Source organism: Microtetraspora malaysiensis, assembly GCF_001528665.1.
Classification (GTDB): Bacteria; Actinomycetota; Actinomycetes; order Streptosporangiales; family Streptosporangiaceae; genus Microtetraspora_A; species Microtetraspora_A malaysiensis.
Genome location: NZ_BBYJ01000012.1, coordinates 153,895 through 175,239, shown reverse-complemented (window position 1 = coordinate 175,239; position 21,345 = coordinate 153,895). Strand labels below are relative to the sequence as shown.

Annotated in this window: 19 protein-coding genes and 2 tRNA genes; 9 read left to right on the top strand and 12 right to left on the bottom strand. The window is 70.4% G+C overall.

Annotated features, from left to right (window positions below; all coding sequences use genetic code 11):
• Positions 1–6: 6 nt before the first annotated feature.
• Positions 7–1,002 carry a ribonucleotide-diphosphate reductase subunit beta gene (locus AWQ71_RS17135; RefSeq protein ID WP_067134430.1) on the top strand — a complete coding sequence of 332 codons (996 nt, stop codon included), beginning with the start codon at positions 7–9 and terminating at the stop codon, positions 1,000–1,002.
• A 28-nt stretch (positions 1,003–1,030) separates the two neighbouring features.
• On the opposite strand, the gene AWQ71_RS17130 is transcribed toward AWQ71_RS17135, so the two are convergent.
• Entirely contained in the window at positions 1,031–2,596 is a 1,566-nt protein-coding gene (locus AWQ71_RS17130; RefSeq protein WP_067134267.1) for a hypothetical protein, read from the bottom strand.
• A gap of 445 nt (positions 2,597–3,041) precedes the next feature.
• On the opposite strand from AWQ71_RS17130, the gene AWQ71_RS17125 reads away from it, so the two are divergent.
• Positions 3,042–3,632, top strand: a complete 591-nt coding sequence (locus AWQ71_RS17125; RefSeq protein WP_067134264.1) for an Rv1733c family protein — start codon at positions 3,042–3,044, stop codon at positions 3,630–3,632.
• On the opposite strand, the gene glgC is transcribed toward AWQ71_RS17125, so the two are convergent.
• Entirely contained in the window at positions 3,619–4,908 is a 1,290-nt protein-coding gene (gene glgC / locus AWQ71_RS17120) for a glucose-1-phosphate adenylyltransferase (RefSeq protein ID WP_281196197.1), read from the bottom strand. The two genes, AWQ71_RS17125 and glgC, sit on opposite strands and share 14 nt — an antisense overlap.
• Before the next feature lie 73 nt (positions 4,909–4,981).
• Between glgC and glgA the strand changes: the two genes are divergently transcribed.
• Together glgA and pgeF are read left to right on the top strand one after the other, a co-directional pair.
• A complete protein-coding gene (gene glgA, locus AWQ71_RS17115; RefSeq protein WP_067134261.1) occupies positions 4,982–6,169 on the top strand; it encodes a glycogen synthase in 1,188 nt (395 codons plus the stop codon).
• 79 nt (positions 6,170–6,248) lie between these two features.
• Positions 6,249–6,959: a peptidoglycan editing factor PgeF gene (gene pgeF, locus AWQ71_RS17110; RefSeq protein WP_067134257.1), complete on the top strand. Its 711-nt coding sequence runs from the start codon at positions 6,249–6,251 to the stop codon at positions 6,957–6,959.
• A 47-nt stretch (positions 6,960–7,006) separates the two neighbouring features.
• On the opposite strand, the gene AWQ71_RS17105 is transcribed toward pgeF, so the two are convergent.
• Positions 7,007–7,687 (bottom strand): hypothetical protein, encoded by a 681-nt coding sequence (locus AWQ71_RS17105; RefSeq protein WP_245658333.1) that lies wholly within the window; start codon positions 7,685–7,687, stop codon positions 7,007–7,009.
• A gap of 723 nt (positions 7,688–8,410) precedes the next feature.
• On the opposite strand from AWQ71_RS17105, the gene AWQ71_RS17100 reads away from it, so the two are divergent.
• Positions 8,411–8,749 carry a hypothetical protein gene (locus AWQ71_RS17100; RefSeq protein ID WP_067134254.1) on the top strand — a complete coding sequence of 113 codons (339 nt, stop codon included), beginning with the start codon at positions 8,411–8,413 and terminating at the stop codon, positions 8,747–8,749.
• 135 nt (positions 8,750–8,884) lie between these two features.
• Here the strand turns inward: AWQ71_RS17100 and add are convergent, their stop codons facing one another.
• A complete protein-coding gene (gene add, locus AWQ71_RS17095) occupies positions 8,885–9,862 on the bottom strand; it encodes an adenosine deaminase (RefSeq protein ID WP_067134252.1) in 978 nt (325 codons plus the stop codon).
• A 331-nt stretch (positions 9,863–10,193) separates the two neighbouring features.
• Here add and AWQ71_RS17090 point away from each other — a divergent pair, with 331 nt between their 5' ends.
• Entirely contained in the window at positions 10,194–10,598 is a 405-nt protein-coding gene (locus tag AWQ71_RS17090; RefSeq protein ID WP_067134249.1) for a hypothetical protein, read from the top strand.
• 128 nt (positions 10,599–10,726) lie between these two features.
• On the opposite strand, the gene AWQ71_RS17085 is transcribed toward AWQ71_RS17090, so the two are convergent.
• The 3 genes from AWQ71_RS17085 to AWQ71_RS17075 all read right to left on the bottom strand — a co-directional run bounded on the left by AWQ71_RS17085 (position 10,727) and on the right by AWQ71_RS17075 (position 11,314).
• The gene (locus tag AWQ71_RS17085) at positions 10,727–10,924 is read right to left on the bottom strand and encodes a DUF5302 domain-containing protein (protein ID WP_067134246.1); all 198 of its coding nucleotides are present in this window, start codon (positions 10,922–10,924) and stop codon (positions 10,727–10,729) included.
• 218 nt (positions 10,925–11,142) lie between these two features.
• Positions 11,143–11,213: transfer RNA gene (locus AWQ71_RS17080), tRNA-Cys, on the bottom strand.
• Positions 11,214–11,242: 29 nt separating this feature from the next.
• Positions 11,243–11,314, bottom strand: a tRNA-Gly gene (locus tag AWQ71_RS17075).
• Between the two features lie 160 nt (positions 11,315–11,474).
• On the opposite strand from AWQ71_RS17075, the gene dusB reads away from it, so the two are divergent.
• Entirely contained in the window at positions 11,475–12,587 is a 1,113-nt protein-coding gene (gene dusB / locus AWQ71_RS17070) for a tRNA dihydrouridine synthase DusB (RefSeq protein ID WP_157570397.1), read from the top strand.
• A gap of 55 nt (positions 12,588–12,642) precedes the next feature.
• Here dusB and AWQ71_RS17065 read toward each other — a convergent pair whose 3' ends face one another.
• Entirely contained in the window at positions 12,643–15,132 is a 2,490-nt protein-coding gene (locus AWQ71_RS17065) for a DEAD/DEAH box helicase (protein WP_174550719.1), read from the bottom strand.
• Between the two features lie 271 nt (positions 15,133–15,403).
• On the opposite strand from AWQ71_RS17065, the gene AWQ71_RS17060 reads away from it, so the two are divergent.
• Positions 15,404–15,802, top strand: coding sequence for a hypothetical protein (locus tag AWQ71_RS17060; RefSeq protein ID WP_067134237.1), 399 nt, complete (start codon positions 15,404–15,406; stop codon positions 15,800–15,802).
• 159 nt (positions 15,803–15,961) lie between these two features.
• On the opposite strand, the gene AWQ71_RS17055 is transcribed toward AWQ71_RS17060, so the two are convergent.
• The 3 genes from AWQ71_RS17055 to AWQ71_RS17045 all read right to left on the bottom strand — a co-directional run bounded on the left by AWQ71_RS17055 (position 15,962) and on the right by AWQ71_RS17045 (position 17,928).
• Positions 15,962–16,654, bottom strand: coding sequence for a rhomboid family intramembrane serine protease (locus AWQ71_RS17055; RefSeq protein WP_218001819.1), 693 nt, complete (start codon positions 16,652–16,654; stop codon positions 15,962–15,964).
• A gap of 145 nt (positions 16,655–16,799) precedes the next feature.
• The gene (locus tag AWQ71_RS17050; RefSeq protein WP_067134235.1) at positions 16,800–17,201 is read right to left on the bottom strand and encodes a nitroreductase family deazaflavin-dependent oxidoreductase; all 402 of its coding nucleotides are present in this window, start codon (positions 17,199–17,201) and stop codon (positions 16,800–16,802) included.
• 145 nt (positions 17,202–17,346) lie between these two features.
• A complete protein-coding gene (locus AWQ71_RS17045; RefSeq protein ID WP_067134233.1) occupies positions 17,347–17,928 on the bottom strand; it encodes a TetR/AcrR family transcriptional regulator in 582 nt (193 codons plus the stop codon).
• Between the two features lie 110 nt (positions 17,929–18,038).
• On the opposite strand from AWQ71_RS17045, the gene AWQ71_RS17040 reads away from it, so the two are divergent.
• On the top strand, positions 18,039–19,631 hold the full coding sequence (locus AWQ71_RS17040) for an MDR family MFS transporter (RefSeq protein ID WP_067134231.1): 1,593 nt from the start codon (positions 18,039–18,041) through the stop codon (positions 19,629–19,631).
• A 91-nt stretch (positions 19,632–19,722) separates the two neighbouring features.
• On the opposite strand, the gene gnd is transcribed toward AWQ71_RS17040, so the two are convergent.
• Positions 19,723–21,144, bottom strand: coding sequence for an NADP-dependent phosphogluconate dehydrogenase (gnd, locus tag AWQ71_RS17035; protein ID WP_067134229.1), 1,422 nt, complete (start codon positions 21,142–21,144; stop codon positions 19,723–19,725).
• Between the last annotated feature and the right edge of the window lie 201 nt (positions 21,145–21,345).

The window sequence follows — 21,345 nt, the reverse complement described above, 5'->3', positions numbered from 1 at the left end:
ACGACGATGTTGCTCGACCCCGGGATGGACCTGACCCTCCGGCCGATGCGGTACCCCGACTTCTACGAGCGGTACCGCGCGGCGATCAGGAACACGTGGACGGTCGAGGAGGTGGACCTCCACTCGGACCTGGCCGACCTGGCCCGGCTCGACGCGCAGGAGCGGCACCTGATCAACCGGCTCGTCGCGTTCTTCGCGACCGGCGACTCGATCGTGGCCAACAACCTGGTGCTCAACCTCTACCAGCACATCAACGCGCCGGAGGCGCGGCTCTACCTCAGCAGGCAGCTGTTCGAGGAAGCCGTGCACGTGCAGTTCTACCTGACGCTGCTCGACACCTACCTGCCCGACCCGGACGAGCGGGCCAAGGCGTTCGCCGCGGTCGAGCACATCCCGTCGATCCGCGACAAGGCCGAGTTCTGCTTCCGGTGGATCGACTCCGTCAACGACCTGGCCCGCCTGGAGACCCGGGACGACCGGCGCCGCTTCCTGCTGAACCTGATCTGCTTCGCCGCCTGCATCGAGGGCCTGTTCTTCTACGGCGCCTTCGCGTACGTCTACTGGCTGCGCTCCCGTGGCCTGCTCGGCGGCCTGGCTTCCGGGACGAACTGGGTGTTCCGCGACGAGTCCATGCACATGGAGTTCGCCTTCAGCGTCGTGGACACGGTCCGGGACGAGGAGCCCGACCTGTTCGACGACGAGCTCGGCGTCCAGGTCACCCGGATGATGGAGGAGGCGGTCGCCGCCGAGCTGGCCTTCGCCCGCGACCTGTGCGGAGACGGCCTGCGCGGCATGAGCGCCGACAGCATGCGCCAGTACCTGGAGTACGTCGCCGACCGGCGGCTCGCCCGGCTCGGCCTGCCCCTCCGGTACGGCACCGCCAACCCGTTCGCCTTCATGGAGCTCCAGGACGTCCAGGAGCTGGCCAACTTCTTCGAGCGGAGGGTCTCGGCCTACCAGGTGGCGGTCGAGGGCGACGTCAGCCTGGACGAGGCGTTCTGAGCCGTCCCGCCGACCCGTCCGGGTCGTCTCACGACGGCCCGGACGGCCGCAGCACGCGCGTGGCCCCGGCGATCAGCGCCGTGGCGAGGACCCAGCCCGCCGCGATGAGCCCGCCGGCCAGCCACTGCGTCCAGCCGACCGGCTCCCACGCGCCGCGCTGGTCGAACAGGCTGACGGGCACCAGCAGGTCGAGCGTGTAGAGCAGGGGGTTGAAGCTGCGCCGCTCGTCCAGGCCGATCTGCGAGGGGTGGTGGGCCGAGAACACCGCCGTGCCCAGCGCCAGCAGCAGGCCCACCCACACCCCGGCCAGCCACGGGCGGTAGCCGTACCCCACCATGACGTCGAGCAGCCAGCCCCACAGGACGCCGGGGAACCGGAGCGTCCGCCGCCGGCCGCGCTGCTTGGCCAGGAGCACCCGGCGCGCGTCCGACTCGTGCCCGATCCGCCGGAAGTACGCGGCGAGCTGCTCGTACGGCTGCGGCCGGTACCCGTCGGGGTCCTGCCGCAGCCAGGCCAACCGGTCCGACAGCTGCGCGGGCCCGCGCAGCGACTCGTACGTCGCCTCGTTGAGGCTGACCGCCCCCGGATAGGAGTCGGGCCGGTCGAGCAGCACGCCGATGCGCGAGTAGCCGAGGTTGACCTCCCCCTCGATCGAGGCCGGGGTGAGGATCAGCTCGTCCACCTGCATGTGGCTCACGTGCAGCGCCCGCTCCGGGGCCCTGAGCACGGAGCGGTGGAAGGACAGCACCCCGGAGATCCGCGCCCCGCGCAGCCGCACCGTGCCCTCGGCGGTGAAACCGTCGCTGAACTCCGCCGTCGTCGCCTGCAGGTGGTCGGCGTGCACCGCGTACGACCCGGCCGAGGTGACGACGGAGCGCTGAAGGTAGATCCCGCTGTTGAAGCGGGCGCCGATCAGGCGCAGCGTCCCCGTGCTGCGGACGTCGCGCAGGAAGGCGCCGCCGTCCACGACCAGGCCGCCCGCCCACAGCGCCGTGTCGCCGCGCGTCCGCCCGCGCGCCGCCACCTCCTCCCGGCTGTACGGGAGCCGCGTGTCCTCGAGGTGGCTCTCCGAGCCGCGCGCGACGTCCTCGGGGGTGCCGATCGTGGCCCGGGACAGCCGGAACTGGCCGGTGACGTGGGTGTTGTCCAGGCGCACCCCGGCGTGCACGGTGGAGCCGTCCAGGTCGAACAGCCCGTCGATCACCGCCCGGCCGGCCTTGAACCTGCGGATGTCGCAGCCGCGGAAGCGGACGCCGCCGGTGCGCGCGTCGTTGAGCGAGACCGCGCCGGGGAGGTAGCAGTTCAGCAGGTGCAGCTTGGAGGTGAAGACGGCGTCGGACAGGTTGAGGTCACCGACGATCCGCGCTCCGGCGAGCCGGACCCCGGGCACCTCGCCCGGACGGCCCTCGCGCGCCCCCAGCAGCAGCGCGGCGATCACCTGGGCGCGCACCGCGCGCTCACGCCCCCAGCTCGCCCCGGCGGAGGGGTCGTCGCGGTCGCCCTCGCGCAGGTCGACCCAGGCTCCCGAGGGATAGGCGTCCCACAGCTTCCGCTCTGCCGGATTGAGCCGCCAGAAAGGCCGTGATCTTCCCACTCGTCGGACTGTATAACTAGATGGCCCGGATCGTCCCGGAGATCTGGCCGATATGCCGCGGTCACCCCAGACGCCGACCTACGCGGGCGGGGCCGCCGCCTCCCGTAGGGCGGTGACGGCCGCCGTCGGGGCGGCTGTTACGCCTTGCGCCGTGGTGGTTCGGGGCGGGCTGGTCGACGGTGGCGGCTGTTACTGCTTGCGCGTGTGCGCCGTGGGTGGTTCGGGCCGAGCTGGTCGACGGTGGCGGCTATCTTCGGGGACCTTCGGTGGTCGTCTCGGAAACCCGGTAATAGCGCCAAGAAGCGATGTCCGACCGTCCCCTATACGGGCAGATCGGGATTACAGCAGGTCAACATGGGAAAATTGGACCTGCACGTGTCGCATCGAGTTTTGTTAAATAGGCATAAACGGGACTCGCAGCGGTAATGACCCTGTGAGGTGTGAGATGTCGCAGAATCCATTCGCCCGGCTCGCTCGATGGCTGGGGTTCGATCGGAATCCGCTGCGCCGCCGGTGTGACCGGATCGAGGCGATCGTGAGGCTGATCGCCGTCATGGGCGTGGTGGTCGCCGTCGTGCTCGGGGTCCTCTTCGGCGTCCGGGCGTACGGCGACGGACTGCGCACCGAGGCCGCCCAGGCGCAGTCGCGCCACCTGACCTGGGCGACGCTGCTTCAGGACGTCCCGGCGCGCGGGCTGTCTCCCTCCGGGGTCGCGGTCGGCCGCGCCCGGGCGGAATGGACCGTCGCGGACGGCGCCCACCGCACGGGGGTCGTCGAGGCGCCGCCGGGCAGGCGCGCCGGCGAGATCGTGCAGATCTGGACCGATGGCGGCGGCATGCCCACCCGGCGGCCCCAGGACCGGGAGACCACCGTGGTCGCCGCCATGACGGTGGGGCTCGGCCTGCCCACCGGCGCCGCCGCCCTGCTGACCCTGCTCGTCCTGGCCACCCGTACGCTGAACCAGCGGCGGGCCACCCGCGCCTGGGAGGCGCAGTGGAGCGTCGTCGAGCCGATGTGGCGGATCAACGGTCGATGATCTCGTTCTTGCCGATGACCACGATCCCGCCGCGGGTCACCGCGAACCGCTGCCGGTCGTAGTCGAGGTCGAAGCCGATCCGGGCGCCGTCCGGGACGACCACGTTCTTGTCGATGATCGCCCGTCGCACGACGGCGCCCCGGCCGATCTTGACCGAGCCCATCAGCACCGAGTCCTCGACCAGCGAGTGCGAGTGGAGCACGACGCCGGGGGAGAGGATCGAGCGGACCGCCGTGCCGCCGGACACGATGACGCCGGGGGACACCAGCGAGTCGAGGGCGTGGCCGACCCGGTCGCCCTGGTTGTGCACGAACTTCGCGGGCGGCAGCGGGTCGTGCCCGGTGTAGATGGGCCATCGGCTGTTGTACAGGTTGAACACCGGGTGCGCCGAGATGAGATCCATGTGCGCCTCGTAGTAGGCGTCCAGCGTCCCCACGTCCCGCCAGTAGCCCCGGTCCCGCTGGGTCGAGCCGGGGACGACGTTGTCGGCGAAGTCGTAGACCTCCGCGCGGCCCGACTTCACGAACATCGGGATGATGTCGCCGCCCAGGTCGTGGTGGCCGGCGGGGTCGAGCGCGTCCTCGCGCAGCGCCTCGATGAGCGCCTGCGTCTTGAACACGTAGTTGCCCATGGACGCGTAGATCTGGTCCGGCGCGTCGGGCAGGCCCACGGCGTCCTTCGGCTTCTCGCGGAAGGCCGTCATGCGCCGCCGCGTCGGGTCGGTCTCGATGACGCCGAACTGGTCGGCGAGCGCCAGCGGCTGGCGGATCGCGGCGACCGTCACGTCCGCTCCCGAGTCGATGTGCTGCTCCACCATCTGCCGGGGGTCCATCCGGTAGATGTGGTCCGCGCCGAAGACGATGCAGTGGTCCGGCAGTTCGTCGTAGATCAGGTTGAGGTTCTGGAACAGCGCGTCGGCCGAGCCGGCGAACCAGCGGGGCCCGAGCCGCTGCTGGGCCGGCACGGGCGTGACGTAGTTGCCGAGCATCGCCGACAGCCGCCAGGTGCGCGAGATGTGCCGGTCGAGGCTGTGGTTCTTGTACTGCGTCAGCACCACGATCTGCAGGTAATGGGCATTGGCGAGGTTCGACAGGACGAAGTCGATCAGCCGGTATATCCCCCCGAACGGCACAGCGGGCTTGGCGCGGTCCGCCGTCAGCGGCATCAGCCGCTTGCCCTCACCGCCGGCGAGCACGATCGCGAGGACCTTCATAGCCAGGACCCTAACCCGCCAAGGCTCGTATAAAACACCGCGATTCCCGACGAGAAACTTCAAACCACCGCAGAATCCGATGCACTCGGCCGTACGTCAGGGCTTGATGTGGCGGGCGCGACCGTAAGCTCCTGCCATGCGTGTCGATCTGCTCAGCCGCGAGTACCCGCCCGAGGTGTACGGCGGCGCGGGAGTCCACGTCGAATACCTGGCGCGCGAGCTGCGCCGGCTCGCCGACGTCCGGGTCCGGTGCTTCGGCGCCCCCCGCGACGAGGCGGGCGTGGCGGCGTACCGGGTGCCGGGCGGGCTGGAGACCGCCAACCCGGCGCTCCAGGTTCTCGGCGTCGATCTGGAGATGGCCGCCGGGTGCGCGGGTGCGGATGTGGTGCACAGCCACACCTGGTACGCCAACTTTGCCGGGCAGGTCGCCAAGACGCTCTATGGCATGCCGCACGTCGTGACCACGCACAGCCTGGAGCCGCTCCGGCCGTGGAAGGCCGAGCAGCTCGGCGGCGGGTACGCGCTGTCGTCCTGGGCCGAGCGGAGCGCCCTGGCCTCGGCCGACGCCGTCATCGCGGTGTCCGAGGGCATGCGCCGCGACGTGCTCACCGCGTATCCCGAAATATCGCCCGACCGGGTGCGGGTCATCCACAACGGCATCGACACCGCCGAGTACGCGCCCTCGCGGAACACCGAGGCGCTGGCCCGGCACGGCATCGACCCCGCCCGGCCGTACGTCGTCTTCGTCGGGCGGATCACCCGCCAGAAGGGGCTGGTCCACCTCCTGCGCGCGGCCCGGTCGTTCGACCCGGGCGCGCAGATCGTGCTCTGCGCCGGGGCGCCGGACACCGCCGAGATCGCCGAGGAGGTCGCGTCCCTGGTCGCCGAGCTGGGCAGGACCAGGAAGGGCGTCGTCTGGATCTCCGAGATGCTGCCGCGCCCCGAGGTGATCCAGATCCTCACGCGCGCCGCCGTCTTCGTCTGCCCCTCGGTCTACGAGCCCATGGGCATCGTCAATCTTGAGGCGATGGCCTGCGAGACGGCCGTCGTCGCCACCGCGACCGGCGGGATCCCCGAGGTCGTGGCCGACGGCGTCACCGGGCTGCTCGTCCCCGTCGAACAGGGCCCGGACGGCGAGCCGTACGACCCCGGCGCGTTCGCGGCCGCGATCGCCGAGCGGGTCGGCCTCCTGCTCGCCGACCCGGACCGCGCCGCCGCCATGGGCGCGGCGGGCCGGAGCAGGGCGGTGGAGCACTTCTCCTGGCGCAGCATCGCCGAGCGGACCCACCGCCTCTACACGACGCTCGCGCGAGCCGGCACGTGAACGGCCGGCGCGTCATCTCCGGGCGGCCCGCGCCCGCCCACCCCCGGACACGGCGGCCCTCCACTCCCAAGGAAGCACCATGATCGCGATTGACCAGGTCCGAATGACCTTCACCGACCGGCACGACGGCGTCAGCGCCGAGCCGTACGGCGCGTGCAACCTCGGCGGCGCGGTGGGCGACGACCCCGCCGCCGTCACCGCGAACCGGGCCGCGACGGCGACGCGTCTCGGCCTGGCCGAGGTCGTCTTCATGCGGCAGGTCCACGGCGCGGACGTCGCCTACGTCACCGCGGCCTTCGGCGAGGACCCACCCGGCCTGGACGCGGTGTTCACTGACCGGCCGGGCCTCGGGATCGCGGTCCTGGTCGCCGACTGCGCGCCCGTCCTGGTCGCCGACCCGGCGGCGGGCGTCGTCGGAGGCGCGCACTCGGGCCGCCCCGGGACCGAGGCGGGGGTGGTCGGCGCGCTCGTCGAGGCCATGGCGGCGCGCGGCGCCGCGCCGGAGCGGATGGTCGCGGCGATCGGCCCCGCCGCCTGCGGCCTCTGCTACGAGGTGCCCGCCGATCTGCGGGAACGGGTCGCCGGGAGCGTGCCGGAGACCTGGTCCACCACGCGGTGGGGCACCCCCGCCCTCGACATCCGGGCAGGCATCGCGGCGCAGCTCGCCCGCGCAGGAGTGACCGACGTCAGGCACGACGACCGCTGCACGATCGAGACGCCCGACCTCTACTCCTATCGCCGCGATCAGCGCACCGGCCGGTTCGCCGGATACGTCTGGCTCACCGAATAGGGAGCCGCCCCCGGAGTGTGCTGATCACAGCGCCGCGTCGCCGTCGCTCAGCGCCGGGTGAGCCGGCAGGCGTCCTCCCACCGCTCCGGATCCACCGGCATCCGGCGGCGGATCAGCTCGGCGCAGTCGGTGATCGCGTCCGTCAGCAGCGTCCTGAGCAGCGCGTCCGGATCGGCGACGCACGCCTCCGAGATCCCCCGGACCGCGAGCTGCACCGTGTTCGGCGCCGCGTACCTGCGGAATCCCTTGGCGGAGACCCGTACGCCGCGGCGGAACCGGTACGCCCAGCGGGCCGCGTCCGGCACCTTCGCCAGCGTCCGCGCGCTCTCCTCGCTGACGCTGCCCTGCGGCCGCCCGTCGAGGGTGGCCAGCACGTGCTCGGCGGAGAGCACGGACACCGCCAGCGCGAGCTGGCGCTCGTGCGAGACCACCGGCAGCGCCGAGATCGCGCACCGAAGCGCGATGCAGGCGTCGATGCGCGGATCGTCGCCGATGAGCCCGATCACGGACGGGATCATCGGGGCCAGCAGCGGCCGGGCCGGGTCCGACGTGTGGTCGTTGACCAGGCGCGCGAGACCGGCCAGCAGCGGATGCGTGCAGGCCGGATGATCGCTCCAGCGCTCCCCGGCCAGGAAGGACGCCAGCTCCATGAAGCACGCGCCCTTGTTGGGGTTGCGATGCTTGCCGCGCGACAGCAGCGGCATTGCCGTGGGCATCTGATCGTGCACGAGAAACTCCCACCCGAATCGCCCAACATGTCGCTTTCCAGTGTGCGCTCAGGTGGCGGCAATGAGAAGAACCGCCCCCCGCGGCCCCTGTGCGGACGCGGAAAGCGGGACATGGCGGGACGCGGCCGGGTAACGGAGTGGACGGCGGCGGACGGCCGGGAACCCCGCGATTTCACGGAATTTCCGGAAGCGCCGCTTTAGTATTGGGCAAAACCGTGTTTCGGTGCGTCCAAACGCGACAGCGCCCGTGCGGCCGGGCGTTCCGGCGGGCGGCGCGGTCAAGGCCCCGGTAATCCGCGCCAATGATGCCTTTTGCCGGTAATGGGTAACCAGCAGGATATTCCGCCTTTAGTGTGAAACAAGGGAGTTGCCCGATAAATGCGGCCGGTTGTCGAGCGCGGATCCGGATGGACCCGCCGCCGAAGCGGGAGAGGTGGCCGGAGCGAGCCTCCGGCCGACGACCCCGGCCTCCGGAGAGCCCATCGCGTGCGAGGAGCTTCGCCGGAGGGGGCGGCGAGCGCCGTCCGGCCCGGTCGCGACAGGCGTGATTTATCGGGAACGACCTGAGACGCCGTTTCGGCGTCTTCCCGGGAGACCGATTCGACGCTCCGTCGATCCGCGAGTGCCACCGGCCCAGTCGATCCGCTCGGCGGGCCAGGCAACACCTGCGAACGCGTTCCGCCGGCGAGCGGGCGCGCAACCTCACCACACGGAGTGATTCTCATGCTCAGACAAGTCCTCGCAACCGGCGCGCTCATCGCCGCCGCCCTCGCTGTTCCGGTCGCCGCGCAGGCCCAGCCGGCCAGCGTCGGAGACACGCCGAGCGCCACGAGCGCGGAGAGCTCGTCGACGTCCACCACCACCACGACGACCGAGTCCGCCGCGAGGTGCCACTGGAGGAACGGCTGCAAGATCTGCCGTGGCGAGGTCGTCTACTGCAAGCACGGCCGTCACTACCGTCACCACCGCCACCACCGTGGCAACGAGAACCGTAACTTCAACCGGAACGAGAACCGGAACACGAACATCAACCGGAACGAGAACATCAACCGGAACCGCTGACGCCGCGCACCGGTAGCAGCGGCCGCCCCGTGAGCGCTCCTCACGGGGCGGCCGCCCCATGTCCGCCTCGGCTGCCCGGCTCCCTCGCCCGGAGCACGCGGTCGGCGCGCGGCCCAGGGGCGGCTCAGGGGCGGCTCAGCCGGTGAGCCACGCGTCGACGCCGCGACGCAGCCGCTCCTTCGTGGCGTCGGGCGCGAACGACGCGTCGATCCCCGCGCGGGCCAGCTCGGCCAGCGCCCCGTCGTCGTACCCGAAGGCGTCGCGCACCCGGGCGTACTCCTCGATCAGCGACGTCCCGACGATGGACGGGATGTCGGTGTTCAGCGTGACCGTCAGCCCGGCCGCGCGCAGCCGGTGCAGCGGGTGGTCGTCGAGCGACGGCGCGAGCCCGAGGGCGACGTTCGACGTCGGGCACACCTCCAGCGGGATCGCCCGCTCGCGCAGCTCGGCCACCAGCTCGTCGTCGTCCAGGACGCGGATGCCGTGCCCGATGCGCTCCGCGTGGCCGAGCGAGAGAGCCTCGCGGACGCTCTCGGGGCCGCCCTCCTCGCCCGCGTGATGCACGAGGCGGACGCCCTCGTCCCGCGCCGCGTCGAACACCTCGGCGAACGGCGCGAGGGGATAGGACTCCTCGCCCGCCAGGCCGATGCCGACGACGCCCGCCGAGGCGTACCGTGTGGCGAGCTTGAGCGTGCGCCAGGCCCGGTCGACCGGTCGGCGGCGGGAGTGGTCAAGGATCACCCGGCACTCGACGCCGTACGCGGCGTGACCCTCGGCCAGCCCGTCGAGCACGGCCTCAAGCGGCATCTCGGGGCTGCCGAGCCGGTCCCCGTGCGAGGCCGCGGTGAAGGTGACCTCGGCGTAGCGCGTGCCCTGGGCGGCCTCGTCCTCACAGAACTCCAGCGCGACCCGGCGGAAGTCCTCGGGCCGGCACAGGCTCTCCCGCACGCGCGAGTTGTAGTCGGCGAAGCTGCGAAAGCCGTCGAACGACCCCGGAGGGTCCGGGACCGTCAGGCCGTTCGCGTCGGCGATCTCCTGGGCGGTCCGCCACCGCACGGTGCTCTCCAGGTGGACGTGCAGATGGGCCTTGGGCAGCTGAGCGATATCCCGCATGCCGCAAAGCGTAGGGATATGCCCCAAGGCGGGGCACGCGGTTATTCTGCTCTGCCGCTGAACAAACCCGCGGTCTATCCGAACAGACGGTAATCTTCCCCGTCCGAGCCCTTTGCCACTTACGGGTGACCACCAGCCGCAGGCGTCCCTACCGTTGGGGTAGGTCGACACGCCGTTTCGGCGTCATCCCGGGAGACCGATTCGACGCTCCGTCAGTCACCAAGCGCCCTGGCAGGCCGCATCGCCGCCGAGCCCCGGCGGGAACGGAGATCCGGCCCTCGCCACGAGGGGGCGCGATCACCAGCACAAGGACACCAACGGAGTGATTCTCATGCTCAAAAACGCACTCGCCACCGGCGCGCTGGTGGCCTCCGCCCTCATCCTCCCCGTCACCTTCTCAGCGCTTCCCGCGAACGCGACCACCGCGTCCCAGGGGGAGGGCAGCGGCTCGACCTCGACCACGACGAAGAAGGCCGCCGACTGCTGGTGGAGCAACGGCTGCAAGTACTGCAGGAGCCACGGAAAGACGCGCCGCGTCACCTGCGAGCACCGCCGAGGCCACGAGCGCGGTCGTTACGAGCACCGGGAGCGCTACGAGCACGGGCGTCACCCGGGCCGCTACGAGCACCGGGAGCGCTACGAGCACGGGCGCCACCCGGGCCGCTACGAGCACCGGGAGCGCTACGAGCACCGCGGCGGCGAGCACTGGAACCACGAGGAGCGTGGCCGCCGCTGACCGGACCGGCACCGGCCGCTAGGACGGCCTGCCGCTGAGAACGGCCCGGCGCCCCGGGCCGGCCACGCCGTCGCCTCGCGGGGAAACCCGCGGGGCGACGGCCCCTTTCGGAGTGCGGTTCGGTGTGATCAGCCGCCGCTCTTGCGGCGGAAGGTGCGCTTGCCGCCCGCGGGGCCGTGCGCGGCGTGCACCTTCGACGGGTCCTTGCCGGCGCCCGTGGCGTTCCGCTCGGCCTGCGCGCGCTTCTTGCGCTCCAGCGCCTCGCGGAACTTCTGCTTCATCTCGTCTTCGGGGGCGTCGTCCCGCTCCGGTTCGGCGGCGGCCATGCGGACCTCCTGAGGCGTGCAGGCGCACGGTTTCGGGACCGGCGCGGTAGACGCTCACCCTACCGTCACCCGCGCGTTCTTGATCCGAGCCGAACTGCGGCGTCGTCGGATCGGGAGCGAGCGAAGGGGGCCTCGTGGTACGGCCGGTCGAAGAGTCATGACAGGATCGGGCGCGGCGTATCCGAAGACAGCGAAACCGCGATTGGATCCGAATGCAGAGGTGGAGACGGGATTTGAACCCGTGTGGACGGCTTTGCAGGCCGCTGCCTCGCCTCTCGGCCACTCCACCGAGGGAGGCCCATGTCGGAGACCTCTCAGAGCGGAAGACGGGATTCGAACCCGCGACCCTCACCTTGGCAAGGTGATGCTCTACCACTGAGCCACTTCCGCGACCGCCTGACGGCGTTGCCGCAACTGTACCGGGTTTCCGGCTTCGATGCGTACTTATACGATTCGCGCCGTTCACCGGCGTGCGCTTCCGCGTTCACTCTCCGCAGTGAAGCACATGATCTTGTACGCCTCACACCTCGCCGGCGGCGAGAATGAACGCATGAAAATCGGGACGTTCGAGGTGTGGCCCCCGGTGGTGCTCGCGCCGATGGCGGGGATCACCAACATCGGCTTCCGCTCGCTCTGCCGGGAGCAAGGCGGGGGCCTGTTCGTCTCCGAGATGATCACATCGCGGGCGCTGGTCGAACGGGTGCCGCTGACGTTCCAGATGATCCGCTTCGGCGCGGACGAGCGCCCGCGCAGCATCCAGCTCTACGGCGTCGACCCGGCCATCGTCGGCAAGGCCGCCCGCATGGTCGCCGAAGAGGACCTGGCGGACCACATCGACCTGAACTTCGGCTGTCCCGTCCCCAAGGTGACCCGGCGGGGCGGCGGGTCGGCGCTGCCGTACAAGCGGAACCTGCTGCGGGCGATCCTCAGGGAGGCGGTGGCCAACGCCGGCCCGCTGCCGGTGACGATCAAGATGCGCAAGGGCATCGACGACGACCACCTGACCTACCTGGAGGCGGGCCGGATCGCCGCCGAGGAGGGCGTCGCGGCGGTGGCCCTCCACGCGCGCACCGCCAAGCAGCACTACGGCGGCACCGCCGACTGGGACGCCGTCAAACGGCTGAAGGACGCCGTGCCGGAGATCCCCGTGCTGGGCAACGGCGACATCTGGACGGCCGACGACGCGCTGCGCATGGTGGCCGAGACCGGCTGCGACGGCGTCGTGGTCGGCCGCGGCTGCCTGGGCCGGCCCTGGCTGTTCCGCGACCTCGACCTCGCCTTCCAGGGGTCCGCGGAGCGCACCCGCCCCTCCCTCGGTGAGGTCGCGGCCACGATGGTGCGCCACGCCGAGCTGCTGTGCGAGGTCATCGGCAGCGAGCCGCACGGGCTGGCCGACTTCCGCAAGCACGTGGGGTGGTATCTCAAGGGTTTCGTGATCGGCGCCGAGACGCGCCGCGGGCTGACCACCGTGTCGAGCCTGGCCGAGCTGCGCGAACGCGCCGCGGAGCTGGACGGGGCGCAGCCCTGGCCGGCCGAGGCCGACGGCCCACGCGGCAAGAGCGGCGAGCGGACCAAGGTGATGTTGCCGCATGGCTGGCTGGACGACCCCGACGACATGACCGTTCCGGGGGCGGACGCCGAGGACGCCACCTCCGGCGGCTGACCCGCCGGAACGCGACGCCTCAAACCCGTCCGCGCGCGCGGCCGACCGGGAACGGTCACATGCGGGTCATGCCGGTGACGTGGAGCACGGCGTGGCCCTCCTCGTCGGAGGCGGCGAGATCGACCTGCGCGGCGATGCCCCAGTCGAGGTGCCCGGCCGGGTCCTCGATGACCTGGCGGACCCGCCACAGCTCCCTCTCCTCCTCGATCTGGAGCAGCGCGGGGCCGCGCGCGGACGGGCCGGTGCCGATCTCGTCGTGCTCCTCGTAGTACGCGTCGAGCGCCGCGCCCCAGTCCACATCGGGCGCCAGCTCGACCAGCTCCTCCTCGCGGTCCAGCGCGGCCAGCTCGACCATGCGGAACATCGCGTTGCGGACCAGCACCCGGAACGCGCGGGTGTTGGCGGTGACCGGCCGGATCCTGGTCTCCAGCTCGGCCTCGGACTCCAGCGCCTCCGAGGGGTTGGCCAGCTTCTCCCACTCGTCGATCAGGCTGGAGTCCACCTGCCGGACCAGCTCGCCGAGCCACTCGATCAGGTCGATCAGGTCGTCGGTCTTGAGGTGCTCGGGCACGGTCTTCGACAGCGTGCGGTACGCGTCCGCGAGGTATCGCAGGACCGTGCCCTCCGAGCGGGCCAGCTCGTAGAACTGGATGTACTCGGTGAAGGTCATCGCCCGCTCGTACATGTCGCGCACGATCGACTTGGGGCTCACCGTGTGGTCGCCGACCCAGGGGTGGCCGTGCCGGTACGTCTCGTACGCGCCGAAGAGCAGGTCGGCGAGCGGCATCGGGTAGGTGATCTCGGCGAGGCGCTCCATGCGCTCCTCGTACTCGACGCCGTCGGCCTTCATCTCGGCGACCGCCTCGCCGCGTGCCTTGTTGAGCTGCGCGTGCAGGATCTGGCGCGGATCGTCCAGCGTCGACTCGACGATCGAGACGATGTCCAGCGCGTACGTCGGCGACTCGGCGGAGAGCAGCTCGAACGACGCGAGCGCGAACGTGGACAGCGCCTGGTTGAGCGCGAAGTCCTCCTGCAGATCCACGGTGAGGCGGGCCCTGCGGCCGTGCTCGTCGGGCTCCTTGAGCGCCTCCACGATGCCGCCGGCGAGCAGCGACCGGTAGATCGCGATCGCGTGGCTGATGTGCCGCCGCTGCGCCTTGCGGTCCTCGTGGTTGTCGGTGAGCAGCTGTTTCATCGCCTGGAAGCAGTCGCCCGGCCGGTTGATCACCGAGAGCAGCATCGCGTTGCTGACCTTGAACCGCGAGGTCAGCGGCTCGGGCTCGGCCGTCTGCAGCTTCTCGAAGGTCTCCTCGCTCCAGCCGACGAAGCCCTCCGGCGGCTTCTTGCGGGCGTAGCCGCGCCGCCGCTTCGGATCGTCGCCGATCTTGGCGAGCGCCCGCTCGTTCTCGATGACGTGGTCGGGCGCCTGGCACACCACGTACCCGACGGTGTCGAAACCGGCGCGGCCGGCCCGCCCGGCGATCTGGTGGAACTCGCGGGCGCGCAGCCGCCGCACCCGGTTGCCGTCGTACTTCGACAGCGCGGTGAACAGCACCGTGCGGATCGGGACGTTGACCCCCACGCCCAGCGTGTCGGTGCCGCAGATGACCTTGAGCAGGCCCGCCTGGGCGAGGCGCTCCACCAGGCGGCGGTACTTCGGGAGCATCCCGGCGTGGTGGACGCCGATGCCGTGCCGGACGAGCCGGGACAGGGCCCGGCCGAAGCGCGTGGTGAACCGGAAACCGCCGATGAGGGAGGCGATGGCCTCTTTTTCGGCCTTCGAGCACATGTTGATGCTCATCAGCGACTGCGCCCGCTCCATGGCGGCCGCCTGCGTGAAGTGGACGACGTAGACCGGGGCCTGCTGCGTGGACAGCAGCTCCTCCAGGGTCTCGTGCAGCGGCGTCACCCGGTAGGAGTAGAGCAGCGGCACCGGCCGTTCGGCGCTCTTCACCACGGCGGTGGGGCGTCCCGTACGACGGGTGAGGTCCTGCTCGAACCGCTCGACGTCCCCCAGCGTGGCCGACATCAGCACGAACTGCGCCTGCGGCAACTCCAGCAGCGGCACCTGCCAGGCCCAGCCGCGGTCGGGCTCGGCGTAGAAGTGGAACTCGTCCATGATCACCGTGCCCACGTCGGCGTGCGCGCCGTCCCTGAGGGCCATCTGGGCGAGGATCTCCGCGGTGCAGCAGATGATCGGGGCGTCGGAGTTGACCGAGGCGTCGCCGGTCATCATGCCGACGTTCTCGGTGCCGAAGATCGCGCACAGGTCGAAGAACTTCTCCGACACCAGCGCCTTGATGGGCGCGGTGTAGAAACTGACCTCGTCCCGGCCGAGCGCCGCGAAGTGGGCGCCCGCGGCGACCAGACTCTTACCGGACCCCGTGGGGGTGGACAGGATGACGTTGTTGCCGGAGACGACCTCGATCAGCGCCTCCTCCTGCGCCGGGTACAGCGTCAGCCCCCGCTCGGTGTTCCAGGCGGTGAACGCCTCGTAGAGGGAGTCGGGTTCGCTGTCGGCCGGAAGGCGCCCGATGAGGTTCATACTCTTTATCCTGCCGAAGCTTCGGGGCTGCTTCGACCGTCGGCGCCCGCGTACCCCGGGAACCGCGGCAGCCGTACGTTTGTCGCTGCTCGGCGCGGACGGGTCTACAAGAGCCCTCGTCGGGGGCGAAGGTTATCTCCCCTGGTAGAAGGAACTCCAACCTGAACGAAATTCGGCTCACGGTCACCTTGTGCAGGCTCGGTTACGGTCTGCGACTGTCCGATCGCAGATCATGAGAGGAACCGGTACGTTGACCGTGACCATAGAGAGCTTGGACAGGCGGGTGACCGCGCTCGAAGGGCAGGTGAAGACCGTGAGCCACTTCGCAGGACTGGCGCAGCGGCGCTACGAGGCCACCGCGCAGTGCGTCGCCCTCGTGCAGGTGGAGATCAAGGTGCTGCGCACCGAGATGAACGAGCGGTTCGACGCTCTCGGTGAGTGCGTCGGCAAGCTCGAACAGCGCATGGACCGGTTCGAACAGCGCATGGACCGGTTCGAGGAGCGGATGGACCGGTTCGACGAGCGCCTCACGAACGTGGAGGACCGTCTCACCAATGTCGAGAACCGCCTGACCAGGGTCGAACAGCGCCTCGACGGCGTAGAGGTGATCCTCAAGTCCCACGGTGAGATGCTGCGGGAGATCCTCCAGAGGCTTCCCTCCGCGGCGTAGGCTCACCGCCCGGCCGAGATCCTCAGCCGGGCATTCGGCCGACCGCGCGACCACGGTTCGACGACGTCCCGGGGCCCGGACCCCGGGACGTCAGATGGTCCGGCTCCCGGTAGTGCGGGCCGGCCCGCGCCGCCGGGCGGACGGTCTTCCTCCCGGGCGTCAGAGACCGAGGTCCTCGATCTCCTTCAGCAGCGCCGACCGTGAGTCGCCCGTGGACCCGGGCGAGGCGCTGTCCCGGCCGCGGGACGCGGCGGGCGGGCCGGAGGACGCGACGGCCCGGCGGTCACGGAACAGGTAGCCGCCCGCTATGCCGCCTACGAACCCGAACAGGTGCGCCTGCCAGCCGATCCCCTCGGCGGGCAGGAGCCCCGTGAACTGGTACGCGAAGCAGAGCCCCATCACCACGCCGATCACGATGTCGATCAGGTGCCGGTCGAACGCTCCGCGTACCAGGATGTATCCGAAGTATCCGAACACCAGGCCGCTCGCGCCCGCTCCGACGGTCGAGGGGGCGGCGGTGAACCACGCGCCGAGTCCGCTCGTGACGGCGATCAGGGCGGTCACCCCGAAGAACTTCTTCACTCCCCGGTACGCGGCGAGGAACCCGAAGATGAACAGAGGGCCCGAGTTGCCCTCGATGTGCTCCCAGCTCCAGTGCAGGAACGGGGCGGAGACGATGCCGGGCAGGCCGTCCAGTTGCCACGACCTGATCCCGTAGCTGTAGCTGAGCCCGTAGCCGGCGGCCCAGTTGACGATCTGGACGATCCAGATGAGGCCGAGAAAGCCGACCATGACCCAGAACGCCTTCCGGGCCTCGGCGATCATGATCTCGGCGGTGCGGCCGTCGCTCAACGAACCCTCCCGTACGCCGGATACTCCAGCCGAAACATATCCCTGGGTGGGCACGACCGCCACCGGCGGGCATTCCGCGCCCGGCCGCAACTGCCGCGCGGCGAGCCGGGCCGGGCGGCGGGAGGCCGCCCGGCCCGGGCCTCGGTCACGCGCGTTCGATGACGACCACCGGGATCTCGCGTTCGGTCTTGCGCTGGTAGTCGTCGTACGCCGGCCAGGTGGCGGTCATGGTGCGCCACATGTCCGGCTTCTCCTCCGGGGTGGCCGCGCGGGCCACGGCCGCGAACCGGTCACCCTTGACCTGGAACTCCACATGTGGGTCGGCCTGGAGGTTCCGGAACCAGAGCGGTGGCTCGTCGGCGCCGCCCTTGGACGCCACCACCAGGTAGGCGTCGCCGTACTTCTGGTAGATGAGCGGGGTGCTGCGCCTGAGCCCGGATCGGCGGCCGGTGGTCGTGAGGATCGCGACCGTCGTTCCCTGCCAGTCGTGGCCCTCGGTGCCGTCGGTTTCGACATACCTCTTCACGTGTTCCGCGCCGAACAACATGTCACCCTCCTGCTGTGGTCGATTGCCGAGTCGATCTGCTCTATGCCCGGGAGCGGGGCCGTCCGCGACGGCCGGATTCTCCGGAGCGTGCCACGATCCACACTGTCCGGCCGGTGCCTTCGCGTGGGCGCCGGGCAGAATTTGATCAGGTTTCCGCTGGCGTGGGAAACTCTTCCGCGGAGTCGATCAGTTCCAGCGCGAGCTGGAGCGCGGCCTCGGTCCGCTCCTCGTCGCCCACCTTCTCGTCGCGCAGTACGAACCAGACCGCGTGCATGGTGAAGATCGCCATGGAGCGTCGGAGCTTGACGGTGATCGGGTCGTCGGCGTCGCAGAGGACGGAGATGAGGGCCGTCATCCGCTCGCGCATCATCATGACCTTGCTGTGCTGCTGCAGCGCGGTCTGGTTGCGTTCCAGGAAGCGCATGACCTCGTGGTCGCGCCCGCGCGTCATGTCCTCTGAGTAGCGGCGGACCAGCTCCCGGCGGGTCTCCACCGTGCGCGGCTGCTCCTGGGCCCAGGCGACCAGCGCGTCCAGGGATTTGATCCGGTCCTCGGTGAGGCTCGCGATGATGTCGTCTTTGGTTTTGAAGTGGTAGTAAAGGGCGGCTTTGGTGACGTTGAGAGCTTCGGCGATCTCGCGCAGCGAGGTCGCCTCGTAGCCCTGCTCTGTGAAGAGCCGAAGCGCGACATCTTGGATCCGGCTCCGCGTGTCAGTCTGAGCACCCATTGCCTTGCTTTACCCCTTTATTTAACTTGACGGCCGGTAAGCAGGGAGCCTACCGTAACCCTCTGCCGCTTGCCGGTCGGCAAGTAAGTAGCGCTTCAAGGGGGACGCAAATGACGGAATCCGCCGCACCACCAGGCAGGTCCAAAGAGGTCATGATGGTGCTGCCCGGCCTCATGCTCGCGATCATGCTGGCGATGCTCGACAACATGATCGTCGGTACGGCCATGCCGCGCATCATCGGCGAGCTGAACGGCCTGGAGTACTTCACGTGGGTGACCACGGCCTATGTGCTCGGGACGACGGTCTCGACGCCGATCTGGGGCAAACTGGGTGACCTTTACGGACGTAAGGGCATCTTCCTGGCCTCGATCGTCATCTTCCTGGTGGGATCCGCGCTCTGCGGCATGGCGGGTTCGTCGCTCTTCGGCGGGACCGAAAACGGCATGATCGAGCTCATCGCCTTCCGCGCGATCCAGGGCCTCGGCGCCGGCGGCCTCCTGGTGAACGCGATGGCGATCGTCGGCGACCTCGTGCCGCCCCGCGAGCGCGGGCAGTACCAGGGCATCATGGCCGCCATCATGTCGCTGGCCATGATCGCTGGACCGCTGGTCGGCGGCTTCATCACCGACCACGGAGACTGGCGCTGGGCCTTCTACGTGAACCTGCCCATCGGCGGCGTCGCGCTGGCCTGGCTGATCCTCAAGCTGCACCTGCCCAAGCACCGCACCGAGCACCGCATCGACTGGCTGGGCGCGGCCGTCCTCACCGTCGGCATCACCGCCATCGTGCTGATCACGTCCTGGGGCGGGCAGGCGCACGGCTACCCGTGGGGCTCCTGGCAGATCCTCGGCCTGGCCGCCCTCGCCGTCGTCTCGCTGGCGATCTTCCTGCCGATCGAGAAGCGCGCGGCGGAGCCGATCATGCCGCTCCACGTGTTCGCCAACCGCAACTTCAGCCTGATCTCGGCGCTCGGCTTCCTGCTCGGATTCGCGATGTTCGGCGCGATCAGCTTCCTGCCGCTGTTCCAGCAGACCGTGCAGGGCGCGAGCGCCACCAACTCCGGCCTGCTCCTGCTGCCGATGATGGCCGCGTCGATGGTCGTGTCGCTGTTCGTCGGCCGCGCGATCACCAAGACCGGCAAGTACAAGATCTACCCGGTCGTCGGCGGCGTGGTCATGGCCATCGGCACCTTGCTGCTCTCCCTGCAGGACGCGAAGACCAGCACGCTGACGACCGGCGTGTACATCGCGGTCCTCGGCCTCGGCATGGGCTTCCTGATGCAGACCACCATGCTCATCGCGCAGAACAGCGTCGAGCAGAAGGACCTGGGCGTCGCGAGCAGCGCCTCCACGTTCTTCCGTTCGATCGGCGGCTCGTTCGGCATCTCGCTGTTCGGCGCCATCTTCAACAACAAGCTGACCGGCGAGCTCACCGCCAAGCTCGGGCCCGAGATGGCCGGCAAGGTGGCGTCCAGCGGCGGCCGGATGAACCCCGCCCAGCTCGCCCAGCTTCCTCCGCAGATGAAGGACGGCATCCTGGGCGCGCTCGCCGACTCCATCAGCGGCGTCTTCGCATGGTCCGTCCTGTTCGCCGTGCTCGTCCCGGTAATCGCGATCTTCGTGAAGGAGGTCCCCCTCCGCAGCGGTGCCTCCGCACCCGGAAAGGCGGAGGACAAGGCCGAGGCCGTCCCGGTCTTCGAATAGACCGGAGGCACGCGGATCACCTGGTACGGCCCGCACCCCACGCCCGGGGTGCGGGCCGTACCGCGTTTTCCGGAGGTCGCGCGAGCCCCGGTCAGGCGGACCGTTCCCGCCGGTCGCCGGACCAGTCGGTGTGGAACGCGCCCTCCCGGTCCACCCGGCGGTAGGTGTGCGCACCGAAGAAGTCACGCAGGCCCTGGACGAGCGCGGCCGGCAACCGGTCGCGGCGCAGCCCGTCGTAGTACGCGAGCGCGGACGAGAAGCCGGGCGTCGGAACGCCGATCGTCGCCGCCGTGGCGACGACCCGGCGCCAGGAGTCCTGCGCGTCGGCCAGCGCGGCGGCGAACGCCGGGGCCGCGAGCAGCGTCGGCAGGGCGGGATCGGCCTCGTAGGCCGCGCGGATGCGGTCGAGGAACTTGGCCCGGATGATGCAGCCGCCCCGCCAGATCGTGGCCATGGCGCCCCGGTCCACGTTCCAGCCGTACTCCTCGCCCGCGGCGGTGATCTGGTCGAACCCCTGCGCGTACGCGACGATCTTGGAGGCGTAGAGCGCGCGCCGCACGTCGTCGACGAGCTCCGCCCCGGGCGCGGCGCCGTTCGGCCCGGTGAGGGAGCGCGCGGCGGCGCGCTGGCCGGGATGACCGGACAACGCGCGTGCGAAAACCGCCTCGGCGATGCCGGTGACCGGGACGCCGAGTTCGAGAGCGCTCTGCACGGTCCAGCGGCCGGTGCCCTTCTGCTCCGCCTGGTCGAGCACCACGTCCACGAACGGCCGGCCGGTGGCGAGGTCGGTGTGTCCGAGCACCTCGGCGGTGATCTCGATGAGGTAGGACTCCAGCTCGCCCCGGTTCCACTCGCGGAAGACGTCCGCCAGCTCGCTCGGCGACAGCCCGAGCGCCTGCCGCAGCAGGTCGTAGGACTCGGCGATGAGCTGCATGTCGGCGTACTCGATGCCGTTGTGGACCATCTTCACGAAGTGCCCGGCGCCGTCCGGCCCGACGTGGACGCAGCACGGGGTGCCGTCCACCTTGGCGGCGATGTCCTCCAGCAGCGGCCCGAGCGTCTCGTACGCCTCGGCGGCGCCGCCCGGCATGATGCTGGGCCCGTTCAGCGCGCCCTCCTCGCCCCCGGAGATGCCCGTGCCGACGAAGTGCAGGCCGCGCTCCCGGAGGGCGGCCTCCCGGCGGCGGGTGTCCTGGAAGTGCGCGTTGCCCCCGTCAATGATCATGTCGCCCGGCTCCATGCACGCGGCGAGCTCCTCGATCACGGCGTCCGTGGACGGGCCCGCCTTGACCATGATGATCGCCTTGCGTGGCCGCCGGAGCGAGGAGACGAACTCCTCCACTGAGGAGGACGGGACGAAGGCGCCCTCGTCGCCGTGCTCCTCCATGAGCTGCTTGGTGCGGCTCTCGGTCCGGTTGTGGACGGCGACCACGTGACCGTGGCGGGCGAAGTTCCGCGCGAGGTTGCGGCCCATCGTGGCCAGCCCCGTCACTCCGATATCTGCTGTGCGCATGCTCCCAGTCTTATCCCACGGCCCCGGCCATATATCGCGGCCCCGGCTCGGGCTCGCGGCCGTCGGGTTGACCAGCGCGAACGCCCTCGTGGCAACGCCCGCCGGCGGCCTTGGGCGGCCGGATTTCCCGCTACGAATCCGGGCCCGGAGGTCTCGGACGGACCGGGGAGCCCCGGGCATCCGCGAGAATGGATGACTGGG

Excerpts from the sequence above, each read along its gene's own strand:
- AWQ71_RS17135 (WP_067134430.1), top strand. The coding sequence starts at position 7 with ATGTTGCTCGACCCCGGGATGGACCTGACCCTCCGGCCGATGCGGTAC.
- AWQ71_RS17125 (WP_067134264.1), top strand. The coding sequence starts at position 3,042 with ATGTCGCAGAATCCATTCGCCCGGCTCGCTCGATGGCTGGGGTTCGAT.
- glgA (WP_067134261.1), top strand. The coding sequence starts at position 4,982 with ATGCGTGTCGATCTGCTCAGCCGCGAGTACCCGCCCGAGGTGTACGGC.
- pgeF (WP_067134257.1), top strand. The coding sequence starts at position 6,249 with ATGATCGCGATTGACCAGGTCCGAATGACCTTCACCGACCGGCACGAC.
- AWQ71_RS17100 (WP_067134254.1), top strand. The coding sequence starts at position 8,411 with ATGCTCAGACAAGTCCTCGCAACCGGCGCGCTCATCGCCGCCGCCCTC.
- add (WP_067134252.1), bottom strand. The coding sequence starts at position 9,862 with ATGCGGGATATCGCTCAGCTGCCCAAGGCCCATCTGCACGTCCACCTG.
- AWQ71_RS17090 (WP_067134249.1), top strand. The coding sequence starts at position 10,194 with ATGCTCAAAAACGCACTCGCCACCGGCGCGCTGGTGGCCTCCGCCCTC.
- AWQ71_RS17085 (WP_067134246.1), bottom strand. The coding sequence starts at position 10,924 with ATGGCCGCCGCCGAACCGGAGCGGGACGACGCCCCCGAAGACGAGATG.
- dusB (WP_157570397.1), top strand. The coding sequence starts at position 11,475 with ATGAAAATCGGGACGTTCGAGGTGTGGCCCCCGGTGGTGCTCGCGCCG.
- AWQ71_RS17065 (WP_174550719.1), bottom strand. The coding sequence starts at position 15,132 with ATGAACCTCATCGGGCGCCTTCCGGCCGACAGCGAACCCGACTCCCTC.
- AWQ71_RS17050 (WP_067134235.1), bottom strand. The coding sequence starts at position 17,201 with ATGTTGTTCGGCGCGGAACACGTGAAGAGGTATGTCGAAACCGACGGC.
- AWQ71_RS17045 (WP_067134233.1), bottom strand. The coding sequence starts at position 17,928 with ATGGGTGCTCAGACTGACACGCGGAGCCGGATCCAAGATGTCGCGCTT.
- AWQ71_RS17040 (WP_067134231.1), top strand. The coding sequence starts at position 18,039 with ATGACGGAATCCGCCGCACCACCAGGCAGGTCCAAAGAGGTCATGATG.
- gnd (WP_067134229.1), bottom strand. The coding sequence starts at position 21,144 with ATGCGCACAGCAGATATCGGAGTGACGGGGCTGGCCACGATGGGCCGC.